General features: G+C 67.3%; 19 protein-coding genes and 2 pseudogenes. 11 read left to right on the top strand and 10 right to left on the bottom strand.

Annotated features, from left to right (window positions below; translation table 11 throughout):
• The 3 genes from VOI27_RS18075 to puuE form a co-directional block, all read right to left on the bottom strand.
• On the bottom strand, nucleotides 1–568 hold a 568-nt coding region (locus VOI27_RS18075; protein WP_323767070.1), incomplete at its 3' end, for a solute carrier family 23 protein.
• A gap of 57 nt (nucleotides 569–625) precedes the next feature.
• Complete coding sequence (locus VOI27_RS18070; RefSeq protein WP_323767068.1) at nucleotides 626–1,120, bottom strand: ureidoglycolate lyase; 495 nt, start codon at nucleotides 1,118–1,120, stop codon at nucleotides 626–628.
• A complete protein-coding gene (gene puuE, locus VOI27_RS18065; protein ID WP_323767066.1) occupies nucleotides 1,117–2,532 on the bottom strand; it encodes an allantoinase PuuE in 1,416 nt (471 codons plus the stop codon). Before puuE ends, VOI27_RS18070 begins: the two co-directional genes overlap by 4 nt.
• Nucleotides 2,533–2,684: 152 nt before the next feature.
• Here puuE and uraH point away from each other — a divergent pair, with 152 nt between their 5' ends.
• Nucleotides 2,685–3,038, top strand: coding sequence for a hydroxyisourate hydrolase (gene uraH / locus VOI27_RS18060; protein ID WP_323767064.1), 354 nt, complete (start codon nucleotides 2,685–2,687; stop codon nucleotides 3,036–3,038).
• A 68-nt stretch (nucleotides 3,039–3,106) separates the two neighbouring features.
• Here uraH and VOI27_RS18055 read toward each other — a convergent pair whose 3' ends face one another.
• The gene (locus VOI27_RS18055; RefSeq protein ID WP_323767062.1) at nucleotides 3,107–4,024 is read right to left on the bottom strand and encodes a LysR family transcriptional regulator; all 918 of its coding nucleotides are present in this window, start codon (nucleotides 4,022–4,024) and stop codon (nucleotides 3,107–3,109) included.
• Nucleotides 4,025–4,124: 100 nt separating this feature from the next.
• Here VOI27_RS18055 and VOI27_RS18050 point away from each other — a divergent pair, with 100 nt between their 5' ends.
• The 4 genes from VOI27_RS18050 (at nucleotide 4,125) to repC (ending at nucleotide 9,105) form a co-directional block, all read left to right on the top strand.
• Nucleotides 4,125–5,351, top strand: coding sequence for a urate hydroxylase PuuD (locus tag VOI27_RS18050; protein ID WP_323767061.1), 1,227 nt, complete (start codon nucleotides 4,125–4,127; stop codon nucleotides 5,349–5,351).
• A 369-nt stretch (nucleotides 5,352–5,720) separates the two neighbouring features.
• Nucleotides 5,721–6,905 carry a plasmid partitioning protein RepA gene (repA, locus tag VOI27_RS18045; RefSeq protein WP_323767060.1) on the top strand — a complete coding sequence of 395 codons (1,185 nt, stop codon included), beginning with the start codon at nucleotides 5,721–5,723 and terminating at the stop codon, nucleotides 6,903–6,905.
• A complete protein-coding gene (gene repB, locus VOI27_RS18040) occupies nucleotides 6,905–7,882 on the top strand; it encodes a plasmid partitioning protein RepB (RefSeq protein WP_323767059.1) in 978 nt (325 codons plus the stop codon). The genes repA and repB overlap by 1 nt, the downstream gene beginning before the upstream one ends.
• Nucleotides 7,883–8,055: 173 nt before the next feature.
• On the top strand, nucleotides 8,056–9,105 hold the full coding sequence (gene repC / locus VOI27_RS18035) for a plasmid replication protein RepC (RefSeq protein ID WP_323767058.1): 1,050 nt from the start codon (nucleotides 8,056–8,058) through the stop codon (nucleotides 9,103–9,105).
• Between the two features lie 147 nt (nucleotides 9,106–9,252).
• Here repC and VOI27_RS18030 read toward each other — a convergent pair.
• The 3 genes and pseudogenes from VOI27_RS18030 to VOI27_RS18020 all read right to left on the bottom strand — a co-directional run bounded on the left by VOI27_RS18030 (nucleotide 9,253) and on the right by VOI27_RS18020 (nucleotide 11,635).
• A pseudogene (locus VOI27_RS18030) lies at nucleotides 9,253–10,169 on the bottom strand (MBL fold metallo-hydrolase).
• A pseudogene (locus tag VOI27_RS18025) lies at nucleotides 10,166–10,561 on the bottom strand (YeeE/YedE family protein). Before VOI27_RS18025 ends, VOI27_RS18030 begins: the two co-directional pseudogenes overlap by 4 nt.
• Nucleotides 10,562–10,639: 78 nt before the next feature.
• Nucleotides 10,640–11,635 (bottom strand): LysR family transcriptional regulator, encoded by a 996-nt coding sequence (locus tag VOI27_RS18020; protein ID WP_323767057.1) that lies wholly within the window; start codon nucleotides 11,633–11,635, stop codon nucleotides 10,640–10,642.
• Nucleotides 11,636–11,747: 112 nt separating this feature from the next.
• Here VOI27_RS18020 and VOI27_RS18015 point away from each other — a divergent pair, with 112 nt between their 5' ends.
• Genes VOI27_RS18015 through VOI27_RS18000 form a run of 4 tightly spaced genes read left to right on the top strand, consistent with a single transcriptional unit; the run spans nucleotide 11,748 to nucleotide 15,023 of the window.
• Nucleotides 11,748–12,908 (top strand): acyl-CoA dehydrogenase family protein, encoded by a 1,161-nt coding sequence (locus tag VOI27_RS18015; protein WP_323767056.1) that lies wholly within the window; start codon nucleotides 11,748–11,750, stop codon nucleotides 12,906–12,908.
• Nucleotides 12,908–14,002, top strand: coding sequence for a CaiB/BaiF CoA-transferase family protein (locus VOI27_RS18010; protein WP_323767055.1), 1,095 nt, complete (start codon nucleotides 12,908–12,910; stop codon nucleotides 14,000–14,002). The genes VOI27_RS18015 and VOI27_RS18010 overlap by 1 nt, the downstream gene beginning before the upstream one ends.
• 2 nt (nucleotides 14,003–14,004) lie before the next feature.
• Entirely contained in the window at nucleotides 14,005–14,190 is a 186-nt protein-coding gene (locus tag VOI27_RS18005; protein ID WP_323767054.1) for a hypothetical protein, read from the top strand.
• A 2-nt stretch (nucleotides 14,191–14,192) separates the two neighbouring features.
• Nucleotides 14,193–15,023 carry an FAS1-like dehydratase domain-containing protein gene (locus VOI27_RS18000; RefSeq protein WP_323767053.1) on the top strand — a complete coding sequence of 277 codons (831 nt, stop codon included), beginning with the start codon at nucleotides 14,193–14,195 and terminating at the stop codon, nucleotides 15,021–15,023.
• A 164-nt stretch (nucleotides 15,024–15,187) separates the two neighbouring features.
• Here VOI27_RS18000 and VOI27_RS17995 read toward each other — a convergent pair whose 3' ends face one another.
• A complete protein-coding gene (locus VOI27_RS17995) occupies nucleotides 15,188–16,189 on the bottom strand; it encodes a class 1 fructose-bisphosphatase (RefSeq protein WP_323767052.1) in 1,002 nt (333 codons plus the stop codon).
• A gap of 164 nt (nucleotides 16,190–16,353) precedes the next feature.
• On the opposite strand from VOI27_RS17995, the gene VOI27_RS17990 reads away from it, so the two are divergent.
• Both VOI27_RS17990 and VOI27_RS17985 read left to right on the top strand, forming a co-directional pair.
• Complete coding sequence (locus VOI27_RS17990; RefSeq protein ID WP_323767051.1) at nucleotides 16,354–16,611, top strand: type II toxin-antitoxin system ParD family antitoxin; 258 nt, start codon at nucleotides 16,354–16,356, stop codon at nucleotides 16,609–16,611.
• On the top strand, nucleotides 16,601–16,954 hold the full coding sequence (locus VOI27_RS17985) for a type II toxin-antitoxin system RelE/ParE family toxin (protein WP_323767050.1): 354 nt from the start codon (nucleotides 16,601–16,603) through the stop codon (nucleotides 16,952–16,954). The genes VOI27_RS17990 and VOI27_RS17985 overlap by 11 nt, the downstream gene beginning before the upstream one ends.
• 2 nt (nucleotides 16,955–16,956) lie before the next feature.
• Here VOI27_RS17985 and VOI27_RS17980 read toward each other — a convergent pair whose 3' ends face one another.
• Entirely contained in the window at nucleotides 16,957–18,207 is a 1,251-nt protein-coding gene (locus VOI27_RS17980) for a GNAT family N-acetyltransferase (protein ID WP_323767049.1), read from the bottom strand.
• A gap of 182 nt (nucleotides 18,208–18,389) precedes the next feature.
• Complete coding sequence (locus VOI27_RS17975) at nucleotides 18,390–19,430, bottom strand: hypothetical protein (protein WP_323767048.1); 1,041 nt, start codon at nucleotides 19,428–19,430, stop codon at nucleotides 18,390–18,392.
• Between the last annotated feature and the right edge of the window lie 177 nt (nucleotides 19,431–19,607).

The raw sequence follows: 19,607 nt of genomic DNA, 5'->3' as shown, positions 1-19,607 counted from the left end.
TCCAGTTCAGCAGGCTGCCGTATTCCGGCGTGCCGATCGCCGGGACGCCGCCGGCGGCGTACTGGATGCCCACCTTGACCAGCGCCAGCCCGATCATCGTCACCACGAGGCCGGTCACCAGCGGCGGCAGGGCAAAGCGCAGCTTGCCGACGAAAGTGCCGATGAAGGCGTGAAAGATGCCGCCGATGATCACGCCACCGAACAGCGCCGCCAGCCCGTCGACCCCCTTGCCCGCCACCAGCGGGATCATGATCGGCAGAAAGGCAAACGAGGTGCCCTGCACGATCGGCAGCGCCGCGCCCACCGGGCCGATGGTGATGGTCTGCAAGAGCGTGGCGAGCCCGGCAAACAGCATCGACATCTGGATCAGGTAGAGCAGTTCGGGAAAATCGGCCGACCCCGAGCCAAAGCCGAAGCCCGCCGCGCCGGCGACGATGATCGCCGGGGTCACGTTCGAGACGAACATCGCCAGCACATGCTGGATGCCCAGCGGGATGCCCTTGGCAAGGCCCGGAAAATAGTTCGGGTCGCGGAGTTGCTCCGGTGTCCCGATTGATGTGTCAGCCATTATGTCTCTCCCCATAGCTGTCGCGTGAAGGCCGCCCTCCTCCTGGCGGCCCGGTGATCAGCCCGGCACCACCTCGAAGGCGGTATCGAACCAGTGTTCCTCGAGATTGCTGCCGTCGCCGATCCGGTCGATCACCGCAAAGAGCCCCGAGCCGCCCAAGGGCGTCAGCACCCCGTGCCAGACGTTGCGGCCGATATTGACCGCCTGCCCCGGCGCGGTGACAAAGGCGCGCGGCGTGCCCGGCGTTCCATCGTCATCCTCGGCCAACACCACCAGAAAGCCTTCGTCGCTCATCGGCACGAAGGCCTGCGAGCCCAGCGGATGCCGCTCCATCATCTCGAGCCGGAACGGCAGGGCGAAAACCTCTGACTTGAACAGGCTGATGCCGGGCTTGCCGTCGATGATGTCGAGCCCCGCCAGATCGTGAAACCGCCCGCAGCGGTCCTGATTGATCAGCTTGTCCGGCGCGCCGTCGCAGGCAATCAGCTCGGCCAGTCCCGCCATCGCGGCCGCCGCGGCCGGCTGCGCGGTGATCCTCTCAACCGCGCTCATGGCAGCAGGTCCTTCAGCCGGAACGCGGCGATCCGCTCGACTTGCCGGCAGGCCTCGGCGAATTCGGTCTCGCGGTCGTTGCCGATGCGGCGGTCAAAGGCCGCCATGATCGAGGCCTTGTCGTGGTCGCGCACCGCGATGATGAAGGGAAAGCCGTGCTTGTCGACATATTCGGTATTGAGCCGGCTAAAGGTCTCGCGCTCTTCGTCGGTCAGCAGATCAAGCCCCGCGCCCGCCTGTTCGGCGCTGCTCTCGGCAGTGAGCCGCCCCGCCGCCGCCAGCTTGCCGGCCAGATCCGGGTGCGCGGTCAGCACCCCCAGCCGCCGCGCGTCATCGGCGCTGCGGAACACCCGGCAAAGCGCATTGTGCAACCCCGTCGCGGTATCATGCGCCGGCCCCAGCTCGAGGTCATGCGCCCCCGCGGCAACCCAGTCCGAATGTTCGAAGATGCCACCAAAGCGCGCCACGAAATCACCCTTGCCCATCGCGCTGGGCCGCTCCCGGCGCTGATGCGGATGATGCTCGGCCCAATGCTCGGCAATCTCCAGCCGCGTCGGGCACCAGACATCGTCAAAGCCCTGAATATGGTCGATGAACCGCTTGAGTGCCGCGATCTTGCCCGGTCGTCCGATCAACCGGCAGTGCAGCCCGATCGACATCATCTTGGGCGCCCCCGCCTGTCCCTCTTCGTAAAGCGTGTCAAAGGCATCGCGCAGGTAGGAGCCGAAGTCCTCGCCCGTGACCCAGCCCGGCGCGGTGGCAAAGCGCATGTCATTGGCCTCGAGCGTATAGGGAATGATCAGCTGGTCCCGGTCGCCATATTCGCGCCAATACGGCAGGTCATCGTCATAGGTGTCAGAGATATAGGCGAACTGCCCGGTCTCGGCCGCCAGCCGCACCGTGTTCTCGCTGCAGCGCCCGGTGTACCAGCCGCGCGGCGCTTCGCCCGTCACCTCGGTGTGCAGCCGGATCGCCTCGGCAATCGCCGCGCGCTCCTCGGCCTCGGGCATGTCCTTGTGCTCGACCCATTTCAGCCCGTGGCTGGCGATCTCCCAGCCGGCCTCCTTCATCGCCGCCACCTGTTCGGGCGAGCGGGCCAGCGCCGAGGCGACGCCATAGATCGTCAGCGGGATGGCCCTTTCGGTGAACAGCCGGTGCAGCCGCCAAAAGCCGGCCCGCGCGCCGTATTCATAGATCGATTCCATGTTCCAGTGGCGCTGCCCCGGCCACATCGCGGCACCGGGGATGTCCGACAGAAAGGCCTCGGAGGCGGCATCGCCATGCAACACGCAGTTCTCGCCGCCCTCTTCATAGTTCAGCACGAATTGCACCGCGAGTTTGGCGCCGCCGGGCCACCTGGCGTCCGGAATGCGGGGACCATAGCCGATCATGTCGCGCGGATAACGTGTCAATGTGGTACTCCTTCTGGTCTTGCCCCTTCATAGGGCAGAAAATCCCGGTTGTTTTTCAAATAAAATTGGAAGGAGCATCTTGTGCCCTGCCATTTGTGTCAGACAGGCCTTGGCGGTTACACAGGTGCAAGTGAAAAACAGGAGGCACGCCCGTGACCGGCTATCTGACCACCCATGTTCTCGACACTGCCCGAGGTTGCCCGGCAGAAGGCCTGAAAATCGAGCTGTTCCGGATCGAGGGCGAGACCCGGACGCATCTCCGGACGCTGGTCACCAATGACGATGGCCGCACCGACGCGCAGATCCTGCCGGAGGCAGAGTTCGCGACCGGCAGCTACGAGCTGGTGTTCCACGCCGGTGCCTATCTGGATGCCTGCGGCACCCCGCCCGAGGCGCCACGGTTCCTCGACGTGATCCCGCTGCGCTTCGGCATGTCAGAACCCGCGCATTACCACGTGCCGCTGTTGCTCTCGCCCTTCGGCTACAGCACCTACCGCGGCAGCTGAGGCGCCTGCGCGCGCCCTCACCCTCGCGTCCCGGACCCCGATCCGGGACCTCGCCCCTCACGTCCGGCTCAGCCCTCCGCCGCATCCCTCACCGTCGCGCCGATCCGGTCGATGATGAAATCCATGAACAGCCGCGTCTTGGGGTCCTGCCGCCGGCGGTGGGTGAACAGGCAGGCCATCTGCACCGGCGCGGGCGGCGTCTCGACCGCCACCGGCACCAGCGCGCCGGATTTCAGGTGCTCCGAGACCTCGAAGATCGGCTTCATCACGATCCCCTCTCCCGCCAGCGCCCAGTCGGTCAGCACGTCACCGTCATCGGACTCGTAGCGCCCGGTGACCGCAAAGCGCTCTGCCCCGCCATTGGTCATCAAACGCCACTGGAACTCCGCCGCGCCGGGAAACCGCAGGTTGAGACATTCATGCCCCTGCGACAGGATCTCCTGGCCACTGGCCGGCATCCCCCGCCGGGCCACATAGGCCGGCGCGGCACAGAGGATGCGCTCGACGTCGGCGATCTTGCGGATGCGCAGGTTGCTGTCCTCGGGCTGGCCGAGAAAGAACGCCAGATCAAGCCCTTCCGTGGTCAGGTCGACCTTGCGGTCGGTCAGCCGCAGCCGCACGCTGACCTCCGGGTACTCACTCAGGAAATCCGGCACCGCCGGCGCAATCAGCCGCCGCCCGACGCCCAAGGGTGCGGCCACAAAGAGCGAGCCCTTGAGGTTCTCGGTCATGTCGACGATCTGCGCCTCGGCATTCTCCACCGCCTCGAGGATCTCGATCGCGCCGCGATAGAACGACTCGCCCTGTTCCGTCGGGTTGAGCGAGCGGGTGGTGCGCTGGAACAGCCGCACCCCCAGATGCTCTTCGAGCTGGGCGATCCGTGCCGAGGTCACCGCCGGCGAAATGCGCAGATCCCGCCCCGCCGCCGACATGCTGCCCAATTCGTAGACACGGACAAAGGTGCGGATGCTGTCGAAATAGGACATTGTTCGTTTTTCTTTGAGACTGCTTGGTGTTTCACGGCAATACCAGAACAAACACCCCTCGGCTAGTCTGGCCGAAACCACGAATCTCTGGAGACCCGCCATGTATGACCTGGCTATCATCTGGGACTGGATCGCCTTTTCGGTGCGCTGGCTCCATATCATCACCGCAATGGCCTGGATCGGGGCCTCGTTCTACTTCGTCGCGCTCGACCTGATGCTCAAGCCCAACCCCAACCTGCCCGACGGCGCCCATGGCGAGGAATGGGAGGTGCATGGCGGCGGGTTCTACCACACCGTCAAGTACATGGTCGCCCCGGCCGAGATGCCGGCGCATCTGACCTGGCACAAATGGCAGAGCTATTCGACCTGGCTGTCGGGCGCGGCGCTCTTGATGATCATCTACTGGGTCGGCGGCGAGCTGTTCCTGATCGATCCCACCAAGGCCGATCTGGCGCTCTGGCAGGCGATCCTGATCTCCGGCGGCTCGCTCACCCTCGGCTGGATCGCCTATGACGCCCTGTGCAAATCGCGGCTGGGCGAGACCCCGACGCTGCTGATGCTGCTGCTCTTCGTCATCCTCGTGGCGATGTCCTGGGGCTACAACCAGATCTTCACCGGCCGCGCCGCGCTGCTGCATCTCGGCGCCTTCACCGCCACGATCATGACCGCCAACGTGTTCTTCCAGATCATGCCGAACCAGCGCATCGTGGTGAAGGACCTGCAGGAGGGCCGCACGCCAGACGCCAAATACGGCAAGATCGCCAAGCTGCGCTCGACCCACAACAACTACCTGACCTTGCCGGTGGTCTTCCTGATGCTGTCGAACCACTACCCGCTGGCCTTTGCCACCGAATATGCCTGGATCATCGCCAGCCTGATCTTCCTCACCGGCGTCACCATCCGGCACTATTTCAACACCCTGCACCGCACCGGCACGGGGCCGCACTGGACCTGGGCCGTCACCGTGATCATCATGCTGCTGATCGCCTGGCTCTCGGTCGCCCCCGCGATGGACAGCTACGAGGAGTCACAGTCCCGCGCCCTCACCCCCTATGAGCAGAAGTTCGCCTCGGCCGAGGGCTTTGCCGAGGCTTATGACAGCGTGGTCGGCAATTGCTCGATGTGCCATGCGCGCGAACCGGTCTGGGAAGGGCTGCACTGGGCGCCCAAGGGGGTCTTTCTCGAGACCGAGGCCGATGTCGCGCGCCACGCGCAACAGGTCTTCCTGCAGGCCGGCGTCAGCCACGCCATGCCGCCGCCCAATGCCATCGAGATGGACGCCGCCGCCCGCCGCGCCATTGTCGCCTGGTACCGCGCCGGCTCCTGACAGCCCCCCCGATCCGAACTCGCGAAACCCGGCATCCTGCCGGGTTTTTTGCAGCCTGCGCCAAGGGGATAGCCGGCACCAGACCCCCCAAGCGATTCGCCGAACCGCGCCGCAGGCGCCCCGGTCCCGCGCCCCTGACCGGTGCGGCCGGATCCGGCCGATCTTCAACGCCTCACAGGTTTATCCACAGGATTTCAGGGGCTTGCGCCGCCTCATGCAGGCCAGCGCGCAGCGGATCCGGCCCCGCCGCACCGCGCCTCGCCCCCGGGTCGGCACGAATTTCTTGCCAAATCACGAAACAGTGGCATAAAGAAACGATAAATAAAGCGTTGGCGGAAAACAGCGTTACCGAGCGAGGGCCGGAGCAGCATGACGGGACAACACCCGATCCACATCAATAGTCGCATTCGCGAGAATGCGCAAAGTCTCGCCTCGGCGCTCGAGCAGCACATGCTCAAGAGCTTCGCGCCCGATGCCCGCAAGGAACTCCGTCTCTACAGCGCCGGCGAGGCCGCCGACCTGCTCGGCATCTCGACCAGCTTTCTGCGCAAACTGCATTTCGACGGCCGCATCGGCGACGTGCACGCCACCGCCGGCGGCCGGCGCTACTATTCCGTCGCCGACCTCAACGCCATCCGCGCCACGCTCGAGGCCAATGCCAAGACCCCCGGCACCTACCTCAAGGGCCGCCGCGCCGGCGACAAGGTGCAGGTGCTGTCGTTCCTCAACTTCAAGGGCGGCTCCGGCAAGACCACCAGCGCCATCCACGCGGCCCAGCGCTTCGCGCTCAAGGGCTACCGCGTGCTGGCGGTCGACATCGACCCGCAGGCCTCGCTCACCACGCTGTTCGGCTATCAACCAGAGGTTGATTTCCTGCACTCCGGCTCGATCTATGACGCCATCCGCTATGAAAACCCGGTGCCGTTTTCCTCGATCGTGCAGAAAACCTTCTTCACCGGGCTCGACCTCGCCCCCGGCGGGCTGATCCTGCAGGAGTTCGAGCACGAGACCCCCACCGCGCTGCGCCAGAACCTGCAGCCGGCGTTCTTTGCCCGCATGGCGGCCGCGTTGCAGGAGGTCGAGGCCGACTATGACGTGATCATCTTCGACTGCCCGCCGCAGCTCGGCTATCTCACCATGTCGGCGCTCTGCGCGTCCACCGGCGTGCTGATCACCGTGGTGCCCAACATGCTCGACGTCGCCTCGATGTCGCAGTTCCTGCAGATGAGCGCCGACCTGCTCGACGTGGTGTCGAACGCCGGCGCCCGGATGGATTTCGACTTCCTGCGCTTCCTGATCAACCGCTACGAGCCCTCCGACGGGCCGCAGCAACAGGTGGTGGCCTTCCTGCGCCAGCTCTTCGACAAGGAGGTGATGGTCTCGCCGATGCTGAAATCCACCGCGATTTCCGACGCCGGCCTGACCCAGCAGACGATCTACGAGGTCGAGCGCAGCGCCTTTCACCGCTCAACCTATGACCGCGCGGTCGAATCCCTCAACGCGGTCAATGACGAGATCGAATTTCTGGTTCAGCAAGCATGGGGGCGTGACTGATGGCAAGAAAAGGCATTCTCTCCGGTCTGGGCGGTGACACCCCGCAACGCCGCAACAGCCCCGAGGCCCCTGCCCCGTCCTCTGCCCCGGCCCCGCGCGGCGCCGTCGGGGCGCTGCAAAGCTCGCTGACCCGGCTGCAGGAGAACGCGGTGCAGGAGATCGACCCGCAGCTGATCCACAGCGCCGGCGTCGCCGACAGGCTGGGCACCGATCTGCAGGCCGACGCCGCGCTCAAGGAGTCGCTGCGCACCTACGGCCAGCAGGTGCCGGTGCTGGTCCGCCCGCGTCCGAACGCCCCCGGCCGCTACGAGATCGTCTATGGCCGCCGCCGGGTGCTTGCCCTGCGCGAGCTTGGCCTGCCGGTCAAGGCGATGGTGCGGCAGCTCGACGACCACGCGCTGGTGCTGGCCCAGGGCCAGGAAAACACCGCCCGACAGGATCTCTCCTTTATCGAAAAGGCCAGTTTCGCCGCCCAGCTCGACGCGCTCGACTATGACCGGCAGACAATCGCCGCGGCGCTGTCGATGGACCTGCCGATGGTCAGCCGGATGCTCAAGGTCGGCCGCGCCTTCGCGGTGGATTTCCTCGTGCAGATCGGCTCTGCTCCGGGCATCGGCCGCGACCGCTGGATGAAACTGGCCGAGGCGATGAAGACCCCCGACAGCGCCGACCGCGTCGAGGCCCGCCTGCCGATGCTCAGCGGCATCGACGGATCCGATGCCCGCTTCGAGCAGGTGCTGGCCTGGGCCACCGGGGCCCCCGCGCCAAAACCCGCCAAGCGCCCTGCCCCGCCAGCGCGCAAGGTGATGAGCCCTTCGGGCTTTCCCCTCGCCAAGGTCAAGTCAAGCGACACTGGCCTTGTGCTGACCATCCCCGCCGGGGATGCCCCCGAGTTTCCCCGCTGGCTCGACCAACAGGCCGAGGCGGTGATGCAAGAGCTTTACGACCGCTGGATCAACGAACGGTCGGAAGACTGAGAGCAACGAGCAGGACAAAGGAGCACGACACAGGACAAAGAAAAAGCCCCCCAGGACGGGTCCCGGAGAGCCTTCTCATTTCTCGCACTCTTGAGATAATCCCGCACGCCTGATCCTGTCAACTCTGCTGCCTGTCAGCGGACGGGATTTTTTTGTCTTTCGTGAAAATCGACATGAAACATATGTCCCGAATGGCATTCGGGCAGCCCCAGCCGGCTGCGCCGAGCCCAGACAAATGGGCGCTGCTTGGCGCGCTGACCGAGGCGGCCGAGGATTTCGGCCTCAACCACCGGTCGCTGGGGGTGCTGCGCGCCTTGCTCAGTTTCTTTCCAGACCGTGCGCTGCCCGATGCGCCCGGCGCCGCGGTGGTCTTTCCCTCGAACGCCACCCTGTCGCAACGCCTGAACGGCATGCCCGAAAGCACCCTGCGCCGACACCTGGCCACGCTGGTGGCCTGCGGCATTGTCAGCCGTCAGGACAGCCCCAACCGCAAGCGGTTCGCCCGGCGCCGGGGGCTGGCCTTCGGCTTCGATCTCAGCCCCCTCGCCCGCGCCGCCACGGCCCTGCACCAGGCCGCCGAGACCGCCCGGACCCGGCGCGAGACCCTGGCCGCCCTGCGCGACCGTCTGGCGCTGGTCCGCGCCCGGCTGATCGCGGATCACGCCGCTGACGCGACCGATCCGCTGCTCGAGACCGCGCGCCTGACCCTGCGCCGCAAGGCCAGCGTCGAGGACCTGACCGCCCTGCTCGACAGGCTCGAACCAAGGCTGTCGCACCCGGTGCCAGAGCCCGTCTCAGCGCCCGAAATGAGCGCCAGCGACAGCGAAACTGAGCGGCACATACAGAGTACAAATAAGAAAATCCTAGTAAGTAGTGCGCCGCCCGAGACAAACGCCGAACCGCCCGCGGTTGGCGAACTGCTGGCGCATTGCAAGGAATACAAAAGCTACTTTCCCGAAACCATCCCGACCTGGCATTCGGTGATCGGCATCGCCGGTCGTCTGCACCAGATGCTTGGCATAGCGCCACCGATCTATCAGCTCGCCCTGCGCACTCTCGGACCGGAACGCACCGCGACGGTCGTGCTCTGCATGCTCGAGAAAAGCCACCAGATCCGCAACCCCGGCGGCTACCTGAGAGCGCTCGTCAAACGCGCCGAAACCGGCCAGCTGAACCTGCGCGGCATGGTCCTGGGCTGCTCGGGGCCGAAAATTGTCAGCTGACAATTCTGGATCGGGCGCAGGACAGAAGGTGATGTTCGGGAAATTGTCAGCTGACAATTTTTCCGCCCCCGCGTGGCTCAAGGGTCGGGCCCGCAAAAGCCGGCGACCAACATCCGCAAGCGGGCAGGGTGAGGCCCGCGCCGCAGGTCAGTCGAACCGGTTGACCGGCAGCTTCAGGTAATGATGACCATCATCCTCGGCCGGGGGCAGGCGCCCGCCGCGCAGGTTGATCTGCAGGGCCGCGAGGATCCGGTCGGGCAGGGCGAGGGTGGCGTCGCGCTTCTGGCGCCGCTCGATGAAGTCGTCGCGGTCGGTGCCATCCTTTACATCCGGGTTCTCGGCCTTGTGGCGGGCGACGGTGGCCTCCCACTCAGGTTCGTCGCGGTCGTCGGTGCCGTAGTCATGGCCAACGAACAGCCGCGTGTCAGCCGGCAGGGCGAGGATCTCCTGGATCGTCTCCCAGAGCTCGGCGGTCTTGCCGCCCGGAAAGTCCGACCGCGAGGTGCCGACATAGGCCTGCATCAGCGGTCATGCACAAAGGCCGCGTCGCCGCAGACAAAGGTGATCGAGCCCAGGGTGTGCCCGGGCGAGAGCATCCCGCGCATCTCGAGCGCGCCGAGCGCGAAGGTCTTGCCGGTCTCGAACAGGTGGTCGACGTCGCGGGCGGGGTCGAAGGCCTCTGGCAGGTTGTAGAGGTCGGCCCAGATCTGCGCGATCTCGGGGACCATGGCACCGATTGCGTTGGGCGCGCCGGTGCGCTCCTTGAGCTGCGCCGAGGCCATCACGTGATCGGCGGGGGGATGGGTGTCGAGCACCCATTGCACGGTCAGCCCCTTGTCGCGGACGAGGTCGAGCACCTGGTCCATGCTCCCGGTCGAGAAGCGGTAGGTCTTGGGGTCGAAGTTCCAGACCACGTCGATCAGCGCCGCCTTCCGGGTCTCGGGGTCGGCGCAGATGTGCTGGATCGACCCGGTGTCGGGCTCGTAGATGCCCCAGACATCGGGGCTGCCGGCGCCGGTCGAGGCAGAGTGGCGGACGACCGGCGTGTCGAGGGCCTTGCTTATTGGGTCGCGCCTTTTGCGAAGGGATTGGGGAAGCTGCCAGCACGGCAGGCGAGCCACATGCCGGCCAACATGGCGGGCACGAAGATCAAGGTGCCGCTGGCGGCGAGGGGCGGGCGGTCAGCGCCGGACCGGGGAAGAAGCCGCCCAAGCCCCAGCCGAGGCCGAAGAGGGCGGCGCCGGTCAGCAGTTTCGGGTCGGTGTCGCTGTTGTCAGGCAGACGGAACCGCCTGTCGAAGAGCGGCAACACGCCGCGCGCCTCACCGTCGGTCTTGCGGGCAAAGAGCCGCGAAGTCAGCCCGCTGATCCCGGCGATGCGGCCATTGCAGAACCGCCGCGGCGCCGATCACCAGGCCGCCGCCCAGTGACAGCCAAGGGGTGAAGGTGGTTGCCATCGGGTCGCTTCCTCGTCCTTGGGCGGATCATGCCACGCCTTGGATCAGAAGAGGGCCAGCGCGTTTAATATTCAATAGTTAGAATGTGTATATCCGTGCGGGGGTCGGGATCAGGCGGGTGGCGCTTGGTGATGGGAGATGACACGTCTGGATTGGCTGTAGGTTCCAGTAGCAAGAGGTGCGGTCGGCCAACAGGGTGTTAATGACCTCGGTGGTGAGCGCGAGGATCGCCTCGCCGGCACGGCTGGCGGGGCGGCCGGAGGGATGCGCCAGCCAGACACCGCGCCACAGGCCCGGCGGGGCGAGCGGGCTCATCGCCAAGGTGCCGGCTGCGGCCTCCGGCTGCACCGCGTGGATCGGCAGGATCGAGGCGCCGTGGCCCGCCGCCACCAGACGCTTGATCGTGGCGTAGGAATCGATCTCGATGGCCACCGTCGGAGCGAAGCCCGCGTCGGCGCAGGCGCGGTCGACCAGCCGGCGCAACCCATGCATGCCGCTGGGCAGCACCAGCGGCACCTCGCGCAGCGCGGCAAGGCCGAGATCGCAGGGGCGCGCGGTGTCGGGCGACCAGAGCAGCGCAAGCTCCTCCTCCAGCAGCAGGGTCGAGACTACACCGGGAGCGGTGGAGGGGGTGTAGAGCACCGCGAGGTCGACGCGGCCCTCTTCCAGCCAGCCGGCAATGAACCCGCTCATCGCCTCGGCGATCGTCAGCCGGATGCGGGGAAACCGCGCGCGCGCGGCCTCGATCAGCGGCAGGGCGATCAGCGTGCCGATGGTGCCCGGCAGGCCGAGGCGCACCTCGCCGGCGGGGTCTGCGGCAAGGGTGCGGATGTCATCCTCGGTGCGGGCCAGATCGTCGAGCAGGCTGCGGGCGCGGCGCATCAACAGGGCGCCGGCCTCGGTCGGGGTGACGCCGGACTTGGCACGGATCAACAGGCGGGTCCCGAGCGCCGCCTCCATCGTCTTGACGTGCAGCGACAGCGCCGGCTGCGCCACGCCAAGCTGCCGCGCGGCGCGGGTCATTGAGCCAGCCTCGGCAATGGCGAGGAAGTAGCGCAACTGGCGGAGGTCCATGAGCTATCCATAACAAAACGATATCTATGCTATTAGAAACATATATTTGTTCGATGTCACCCCGGCGGCTATCCCGGAGGCGTGTCGGGATGCTGTCGGGAAGGGACAAGCGATGGAAATGCCGGGAGAGGGGTATCGGGAGATACGCGACGGGGTGCAGGCGCTTTGTGCCCAGTTTCCCGCCGCCTATCACCGCAAGGTCGATGCCGAACGCGGCTATCCCGAGGCGTTTGTCGCGGCGCTCACCGCCGAGGGCTGGATGGGGGCTCTGATCCCAGAGGACTATGGCGGATCGGGGCTGGGGCTGGCCGAAGCCTCGGTGATCATGGAGGAGATCAACCGGGCTGGCGGCAATTCCGGGGCCTGCCATGGCCAGATGTACAACATGACCACGCTGGTGCGGCACGGCTCCGAAGCGCAGAGGCGGCGGTTCCTGCCGCAGATCGCCAGCGGCGCGCTGCGACTGCAGTCGATGGGGGTGACCGAGCCCACCACCGGCACCGACACCACGAAGATCAAGACAACGGCGGTGAAACGCGGTGACAGGTATGTGGTGAACGGTCAGAAGGTCTGGATCTCGCGGGTGCAGCATTCGGATTACATGATCCTTCTTGCGCGCACGACGCCGCTGTCGGAGGTGACGAAGAAATCCGAGGGGCTGTCGATCTTTCTGGTCGATATCCGCGCGGCGATGGAGCGCGGCATGGAGGTCACGCCGATCGCCAACATGGTCAACCACGAGACCAGCGCGCTGTTCTTCGACAATCTCGAGATCCCCGAGGAGAACCTGATTGGCGAGGAGGGGAAGGGGTTCAAGTACATCCTCACCGGGCTGAATGCCGAGCGCACGCTGATCGCCGCCGAATGCATTGGCGATGGCTACTGGTTCACCGACAAGGTCACCGCCTATGCGCGCGAACGCGAGGTCTTTGGCCGACCGATCGGGCAGAACCAGGGGGTGCAGTTCCCGATTGCCGAGGCCTTCATCGAGGTCGAGGCGGCCAACCTGATGCGCTGGAAGGCCTGCGCGCTCTATGACGCCGGGCGGCCCTGCGGGGCAGAGGCCAACATGGCGAAACTGCTCGCGGCCAAGGCCAGCTGGGAGGCGGCCAATGCCTGCATCCAGTTCCACGGCGGCTTCGGCTTTGCCGACGAGTATGACGTGGAGCGCAAGTTCCGCGAGACCCGGCTCTATCAGGTGGCGCCGATCTCGACCAACCTGATCCTGTCGTACGTGGCCGAGCATGTGCTCGGCCTGCCGCGGTCGTTCTGATGCGTCCGCTCGAAGGGCTGGTCGTGGTGGCGGTGGAACAGGCGGTGGCCGCACCCTTTGCCTCGTGCCGGTTGGCCGATGCCGGGGCGCGGGTGATCAAGGTGGAGCGGCCGGAGGGCGATTTCGCCCGCGGCTACGACGATGTGGCGGCAGGGCAGTCGAGCTATTTCGTCTGGCTCAACCGCGGCAAGGAGAGCGTGACCCTCGATCTCGGCTCGCAAGGCGGCAAGGCGCGGCTGGAGGCGTTGATCGCGGGGGCGGACGTGCTGATTCAGAACCTCAAGCCGGGGGCGCTGGCGAAGCTGGGGTTCGGCCGCACGCGGCTGCGGGCCGCTTACCCGCGACTGGTGACCTGTTCGATCTCGGGTTTCGGCGAGGACGGGCCGATGGCCGATCGCAAGGCCTACGATCTGCTGATCCAGGCCGAGAGCGGGCTCTGTTCGATCACCGGTGGCCCGCAGGAGCCGGCGCGGGTGGGGATCTCGGTGGTGGATATCGCCACCGGGGCCAGCGCCCATGCGGCGGTGCTCGAGGCGCTGATCCGCCGCGGGGTGACCGGGCAGGGGGCCGATCTGTCGGTGTCGATGTTCGACGTGATGGCCGATTGGCTGACCGTGCCGCTGCTCAACCACGAGGGCGGTCAGAGCCCGCAGCGCGTGGGGCTCGCCCATCCCTCGATCGCGCCCTACGGGGTGTTCCGGCCGAAGCGCGGTGCGCCGATCCTGATCTCGATCCAGTCCGATCGGGAATGGGCGCGGCTGTGCAAGGAGTTCATCGGCGAGGCCGCGCTGGCCGAGGATCCGCGGTTTGCCAGCAACCTGGCGCGGGTGGCCAACCGGGCGGCGACCGACGCGGTGGTGGCCGAGGCTTTCGCGCGCCACGACGCCGAGGCGGCGGTGGCGCGGCTGGCGCGGGCCGGGATCGCCTTGGCGACGGTCAATGACATGGCGGGGCTGGCGGCGCATCCGCACCTGCGCCGGATCACGGTGGAGAGCCCGAACGGGCCGCTGCGCCTGCCGGCACCGGGGGCGCGCGAGTTGGGGGAAGAGCGCCGCTATGGACCGGTGCCGGCCCTGACGCCGTTGGAGGAATGAGCATGGACATTGCGCATCTGCAAAGCTGGCTCGGCCGCGAGGCCTGCGACAGCGCGCAGCTTTCGGCCCGGACGGTGGCGGAGTTCAATGCCCCCTTCGACTGCAGCTCGGGATTGGCCGGCGGCGAGGTCCCGGCGCTGATGGCCCGTGTCTGCCTGGCGCTGCCAAGGGTGGCATTGGAGAGATGAATATGGACATCGCGCACCTGCAAAGCTGGATCGGCCGTGAGGCTTGCGACAGCGAGCGGCTTTCGGCGCGGAAAGTGGCAGAGTTCAATGCCACTTTCGACCGCAGCTCGGGACTGGCCGAGGGTGATGCGGCGCCGCTGCTGATCCATCTCTCTCTGGCACAACCGGTGGCGCCGATGGCAGCACTGGGGCGCGACGGGCATCCGGCGCTGGGGGGCTTTCTGCCGCCGGTGCCGCTGCCACGGCGGATGTGGGCCGGCGGGGCGTTCACCTTTCACGCGCCGATCCGGATCGGCGAGACGGTGCGCCGCCATTCGGTGATCGCCGATGTGGCGCTCAAGCAGGGGCGGTCGGGGGCGCTGTGTTTCGTCACAGTGGAGCATGAGATCAGCGCCGGCGGGCGGCGTGTGGTCAGCGAACGACAGGATCTCGTCTATCGCGACGTGGCGCGCGGCGGTCCGCCCGGCGGGGCAGGGGCTCCGGCGGAGCAGGGCGGGCACGGCCGCCGGGTGGTGCCGCATCCGACGCTGCTGTTTCGCTATTCGGCGCTTACGTTCAACGGCCACCGCATCCATTATGACCGGCAGTTCTGCACAAAGACCGAGGGCTATCCCGGGCTGGTGGTGCACGGGCCCCTGCAGGCGACGCTGCTGTGCCAGATGGCCGAGGAGATCGCCGGGCGGGCACCGGCGCGGTTTGCCTTTCGGTCGCTGTCGCCGCTGTTCGACGACGCGGCGTTCAGCCTGCACGCGCAGGAGGACGGGGAGGCTCTGCGGCTCTGGACCGCGCGCGACGGCGGGCCGGTGGCAATGAAGGCCGAGGCCTGTTGGTAGCGGGGGCAGGGGATTGAGGTGCGCTGAGGGGCGAGCGGTTCATCGCGGCGAGCCCCTGACGAGGCCTTGGCCCGCCGCGCAGCCTTGCGGCGTGGCGCGCGGGCGGGTGGCCAAGGCGGTCGGCGAGACCGACCGCCGGCCTGCTGACCGGAGCGTTCCGGGGCCTATTTCGACAGGTAGCCTTCGAGCACTGCGACCTCGGCCCGGCTGCCGAAGAACAGCGGCACCCGGTCGTGCAGGTGGCCCGGCACCAGGTCAAGGATCGGGGTGAAGCCGTCGCTGGCCGCGCCGCCGGCCTGTTCCATCAGGTAGGCAATGGGAAAGGCCTCGTAGGCCAGCCGCAGGTAGCCTTCCTCGTAGCCCGGCCGGCGGTCGGCCGGGTAGAGGAACATGCCGCCAGAGCGCAACACCCGGTGCACATCGCCCACCGCCGCCGCGATCCAGCGCATGTTGAACTCGCGTCCGCGCGCGCCCTCGGGGCCACGCAGCAGGTCTTCGGCGTAATATTGCAGCGGCGCGGTCCAGCGGCGGATGTTCGAGGCGTTGAAGGCCACCACCGAGGTCTCTTCCTTGATCGCGACCTCCTGGTCGTCGACGTAGAACAGCCCGCTGGCCTGATCGAGCGTGGCGATGGCGACGCCCCGGCCCATGGAAAAGCCCATGTCGACCGAATGGCCGAAGGAGACGTAGCCGGCGGCGATCACCTCGCGGCCGGGCCTCAGGAAGGTCTCGCCGGCGGGAAAGACGCAGAACAGCGCGCCCAGCGGTGCGCCGATGCCGATGCTGCCGGAGCCGTCGATCGGGTCCATCGCCACATCGAACAGCCCCTCGGGGTCGAGCTCGATCACCTGCTCGGATTCCTCCGACAGCACGCGCGCCACCGAGACCTCGCGCAGCGCCTCGACCAGATAGTCATGCGCCGCCATGTCGAGCGCCTTTTGCTTGTCGCCGGATTCGTTGGTGCCGACGATGGCTGTGGGGTCGCCTGGCAGACGGCCCTGGCCCAGCCGCGCGGCCAGCGGAATCGCGGCGCGGGCAAAGGTGCGGACGACGCGGGCAAGCGCCTGACGCTCGGGGTCCTCGCCGGCCTGATCGGCCAGGAATTGCGTGAGCGGCGGCGCTGTGATCTCGCGGTCGCTGGCGAGCTTCATCGGGGGCAGGGTCATGGGGGTCCTCGGGGGGCTGACGGTCATGGTATGCTTAGCCGCTTGGCCGGGCGACGCAAAGGCAGCGGGGCGAGAAAACTGCCGACTGCGGCTTGGCTGCCGAGGGCGTTGACCGGGGCAGGGGCGGGGGCCTATATGCTACTGGGTAGCATTGGGAGGCTGACATGAGCGTGAAAGCATCGATTTCGCTGACCGAGGCGCAGGAGGCCTATGCCCGGTCGCTGGTGGCCGAGGGGCGCTATCCCAGCCTCAGCGCCGTCTTGCAGCAGGGGCTCGAGCTGTTGCGCAGCCAGTCGGAGACCACCGATGCGCTGCGCGCGCTGCTGGCCGAGCGGCAGGGCGGCGGCTTTGTCACGCCCGAGGAGGGTCGGGCGCGCACCCGGGCGATGATCGCCCGCAAGCGGGCCGAGCGTGGTCTATGAGGTGCGGCGCGCGGCGGGGGTCGCGCGCGATCTCGAGCTGATCTTCGAGTTTCTGCTGTCGGCGGCCGAGGGCTTCGGCGAAAGCCCCGAGCGCGCCTTTGCGCTGGCCGAGGCACGGCTGGACGAGATCGAGACGGCGCTGGACGGGCTGGGCCGCGCGCCGCATCAGGGCACGCTGCGCCCGCATCTCGGCCCCGGGCTGCGGAATGTCACCAAGGGCCGCGCGGTGATCTATTTCGACACCGACGACAGCCGGCAGCTTCTGCGGGTGCTGGCGGTGTTCTTTGGCGGTCAGGATCACCAGAGCCATATCCTGCTTCGGCTGCTCTCGGACCGGCCCTGAGCTCAGGACAGCACCCGGGCAAGCTGGGCGCAGGCCTTGATCGCCTCGTCGGTCTTGCCCTTCTTCAGGAACTCCTGCATCCGCTCCAGCGCCGCGCCGGCGCAGATGAAATCGAAGGCCAGCGCCGGGTCGTGGTCGGGGCGCTTGATCTCGAAATAGAGCACCGGTGTGTCGACCGCGCCGTAGCTGTACTTGTAGCGCTCGTTGCCGTGGCAGAAATCGTAGCAGATCAGCCCTTCGCCGATTGCCCAGTCGATGCTGTGGAAATGCAGCAGCTGGCCGATGCCCTTTTCCTCGGCCGCCGGATCGCGGCCACCGGCGATGAAATGCGCCACGCCGCTTTGCCGGTCGATCACATGGCCGAGGGCGCCGACGGGGCGGTCGTCCTTCCACAGGATCGGCAGGAAGGCGGCGCCGATCTCATGTGCGGCCTGCATCACGTCGCGGTAGTTGCCGGCGACGCGCTCGGCGGTCTTGGCGCCTTTCTGCTCCTGCCAGCGCAGTTTCCACAGGGCGATCATCGCGTCGAGACCGGCGTCGAACTGCGCGCCCTCGGCGTGGGTGATGCGCATCGCGCCGCTGTCGAGCTGGTCGCGCTTGAGCCTGGCGTATTTCTGCCGCCGGTTGGCGCTGACCTGATTGGCGAGGTAGCCGGCGAAGTCCTCCGGCAGGTCGACCTGCGGGCAGAGCAGGTTGTCGGTGGTCTTCTTGTTGATCAGGTAGTCCTTGTAGGCCACGTCGAACCCGCGCGCCGCGAAAGCCTCGGTGAACATCCGGCAGCGGCGGTCCTGCGCCACGTAGCGCATGGAGAACCGCACCCAGGGCATTGCCGCGAGATGGTCGGTCACCGCCGCCAGCGCCGCCGCCTCGTGCTCCGGGTGGCAGAGAAAGCCGGTGTATTCGCTCCACAGCAGGCGGCCGCCGGCCTCGAGCTCGGTCTGGAATTCCTGGCGCGAGCGGCTCCAGCGGGTGCGGTATTTCAGCGGCAGCAGGCAGAGCGCCTCGCCCGGTCGGCCGGGGTCCTCGACCACCAGGACGGACCAGCGGAAGGGGTTGGCGCGGAAGGCCTGAGACATCCATTCCCATGTCAGGAAGATCGTGGCCTCCGGGTCGCGGGCCTGCAGGTCCTGCCAGGCCGGGCGCAGGGCCTCGAGCGCGGCGACGGTATCGACCACCCGCAGGACGAGGCCGGCCGGGGCGGCGGTGCGTGGGATTTCTGGCGCGGGGTCGTCATGCGGGAGGGGATCGGGCAAACCGGAGTCTGGCAAACCGGAGTCTGGCAAATCGGACTCTGGCAAAGCGGCTTCAGGCAGGACGGGATCGGGGAGGACGGATTCGGGCCCGATCCGCTCGCGGCGCGGGCGCTCGGAGCCTGTGGGGTCTGGCCGGGTGGCGTCGGCGGTCGTGTGGTCGGGGCCAGCGGGCGGATGCAGGGTCATGCGGTCACCGTTTCGGCCTGTCGCAGGCCGTCCTTGAGGATGTTGAGGAAGACCGCGCCGGTCTCTTCGAAATCGCGGCCGATGGCGGCGGTCTCCGGGCGGCGGGCGGCGAAATAGGCGCCGACGCGGCAGATCTGCACCGCGAATTCCGGGTGCACCCCGGCATCGTCATACTTGCGCACCCGCGCCTTGGCGATCCAGCCGCGCTTGCGGGCTTCCTTGACGATCAGCTTGAAGCGCTGGATGCAGTGAAAGGTCAGGTAGAAGGCGAGGTAATCGAGATAGGCGTCGCGGTCATGGCCGCAGCCGGGATCGAAACAGTCGATCACCACCTGCTCCATCGCTGCCGGGCTCAGCGGCCAGGCTTCGTCGCCGATCAGCCAGGCGATGTCCTCGGCGCCGTGGCGGGCGCCGGAATATTCGAAATCGAACCAGCGCAGCCGGCCGTCGGCACCGATCGCGGCATTGCCAGAGCGGCAATCCCACTTGACGAACTGCCGGCCTGGACAAGCCAGTGCAGTGGCCAGCGCGGCATGGTCGAGCCCGGCGGCGCGGCCCTGCGAGAACTCGGCCAGCGCGTCGGTCGACTGTACCAGGTTGTTGATCCAGTCGCGGTTCTGGCCGAGATGCGGCAGGGCGTTGTGCAGCTCTTGCCTGCGGCCGGCCTCCTGGATGCGGAAGATCGCCGCCACGGCCTCTTGTGCGAGGTCGAGACGGCGCTCCGGCGCGGCCTCGGCAATCGCGAGGTTGAGCCTTTCGCCGCCGACATCCGACTGGAACATCAGCTCGCCATCGACGCCGAGGCATTCCGGGGTGTCAGAGCCCTCTCGGGTCAGCCGCCTGAGCACGAAGGCCTCGAGATGGGTGCGGCGGAAGTTCGGACGCAGGGTGGCGATCACCGTGCGGTCCTTGAAGATCAGCCGATAGCTCGAGCGGCCCTCGCCGCCAGGGGCCGTGGCGCGCACCACGGGTTCGCCGAAAAACCGTTCTGCCCGGTCGACGATCCCGGCAATGCGCTGCTTGTGTCGGGGTTTCATCGTGTGATCCGCCTCCGTTCGGGCCCTTGTTTTCGGGCGTGACAGGGCAGGCATAGACGCGCTTCGCGGCAGGATTAGGGAAAAGTCTTGGCAATTGCGTCGGGCCGGCGGCGCGATTCGGAACCCGAGCCTCGTGCGGCCTGCAGGATTGCGTAACGTTTCGGCGACAATCCCGGG

This window comes from Marinovum sp., from assembly GCF_034669705.1.
In the GTDB taxonomy this organism is placed as follows: domain Bacteria; phylum Pseudomonadota; class Alphaproteobacteria; order Rhodobacterales; family Rhodobacteraceae; genus Marinovum.
The sequence above is the reverse complement of the archived record's forward strand: the minus strand, read 5'-3'. Positions and strand labels throughout refer to the sequence as shown.

Bases quoted from the DNA above. Each gene is read 5' to 3' on its own strand.
- VOI27_RS18070 (WP_323767068.1), bottom strand. From the start codon at position 1,120: ATGAGCGCGGTTGAGAGGATCACCGCGCAGCCGGCCGCGGCGGCCGCG.
- VOI27_RS18055 (WP_323767062.1), bottom strand. From the start codon at position 4,024: ATGTCCTATTTCGACAGCATCCGCACCTTTGTCCGTGTCTACGAATTG.
- VOI27_RS18050 (WP_323767061.1), top strand. From the start codon at position 4,125: ATGTATGACCTGGCTATCATCTGGGACTGGATCGCCTTTTCGGTGCGC.
- repA (WP_323767060.1), top strand. From the start codon at position 5,721: ATGACGGGACAACACCCGATCCACATCAATAGTCGCATTCGCGAGAAT.
- repB (WP_323767059.1), top strand. From the start codon at position 6,905: ATGGCAAGAAAAGGCATTCTCTCCGGTCTGGGCGGTGACACCCCGCAA.
- repC (WP_323767058.1), top strand. From the start codon at position 8,056: ATGAAACATATGTCCCGAATGGCATTCGGGCAGCCCCAGCCGGCTGCG.
- VOI27_RS18020 (WP_323767057.1), bottom strand. From the start codon at position 11,635: ATGGACCTCCGCCAGTTGCGCTACTTCCTCGCCATTGCCGAGGCTGGC.
- VOI27_RS18015 (WP_323767056.1), top strand. From the start codon at position 11,748: ATGGAAATGCCGGGAGAGGGGTATCGGGAGATACGCGACGGGGTGCAG.
- VOI27_RS18010 (WP_323767055.1), top strand. From the start codon at position 12,908: ATGCGTCCGCTCGAAGGGCTGGTCGTGGTGGCGGTGGAACAGGCGGTG.
- VOI27_RS18005 (WP_323767054.1), top strand. From the start codon at position 14,005: ATGGACATTGCGCATCTGCAAAGCTGGCTCGGCCGCGAGGCCTGCGAC.
- VOI27_RS18000 (WP_323767053.1), top strand. From the start codon at position 14,193: ATGGACATCGCGCACCTGCAAAGCTGGATCGGCCGTGAGGCTTGCGAC.
- VOI27_RS17995 (WP_323767052.1), bottom strand. From the start codon at position 16,189: ATGACCCTGCCCCCGATGAAGCTCGCCAGCGACCGCGAGATCACAGCG.
- VOI27_RS17990 (WP_323767051.1), top strand. From the start codon at position 16,354: ATGAGCGTGAAAGCATCGATTTCGCTGACCGAGGCGCAGGAGGCCTAT.
- VOI27_RS17975 (WP_323767048.1), bottom strand. From the start codon at position 19,430: ATGAAACCCCGACACAAGCAGCGCATTGCCGGGATCGTCGACCGGGCA.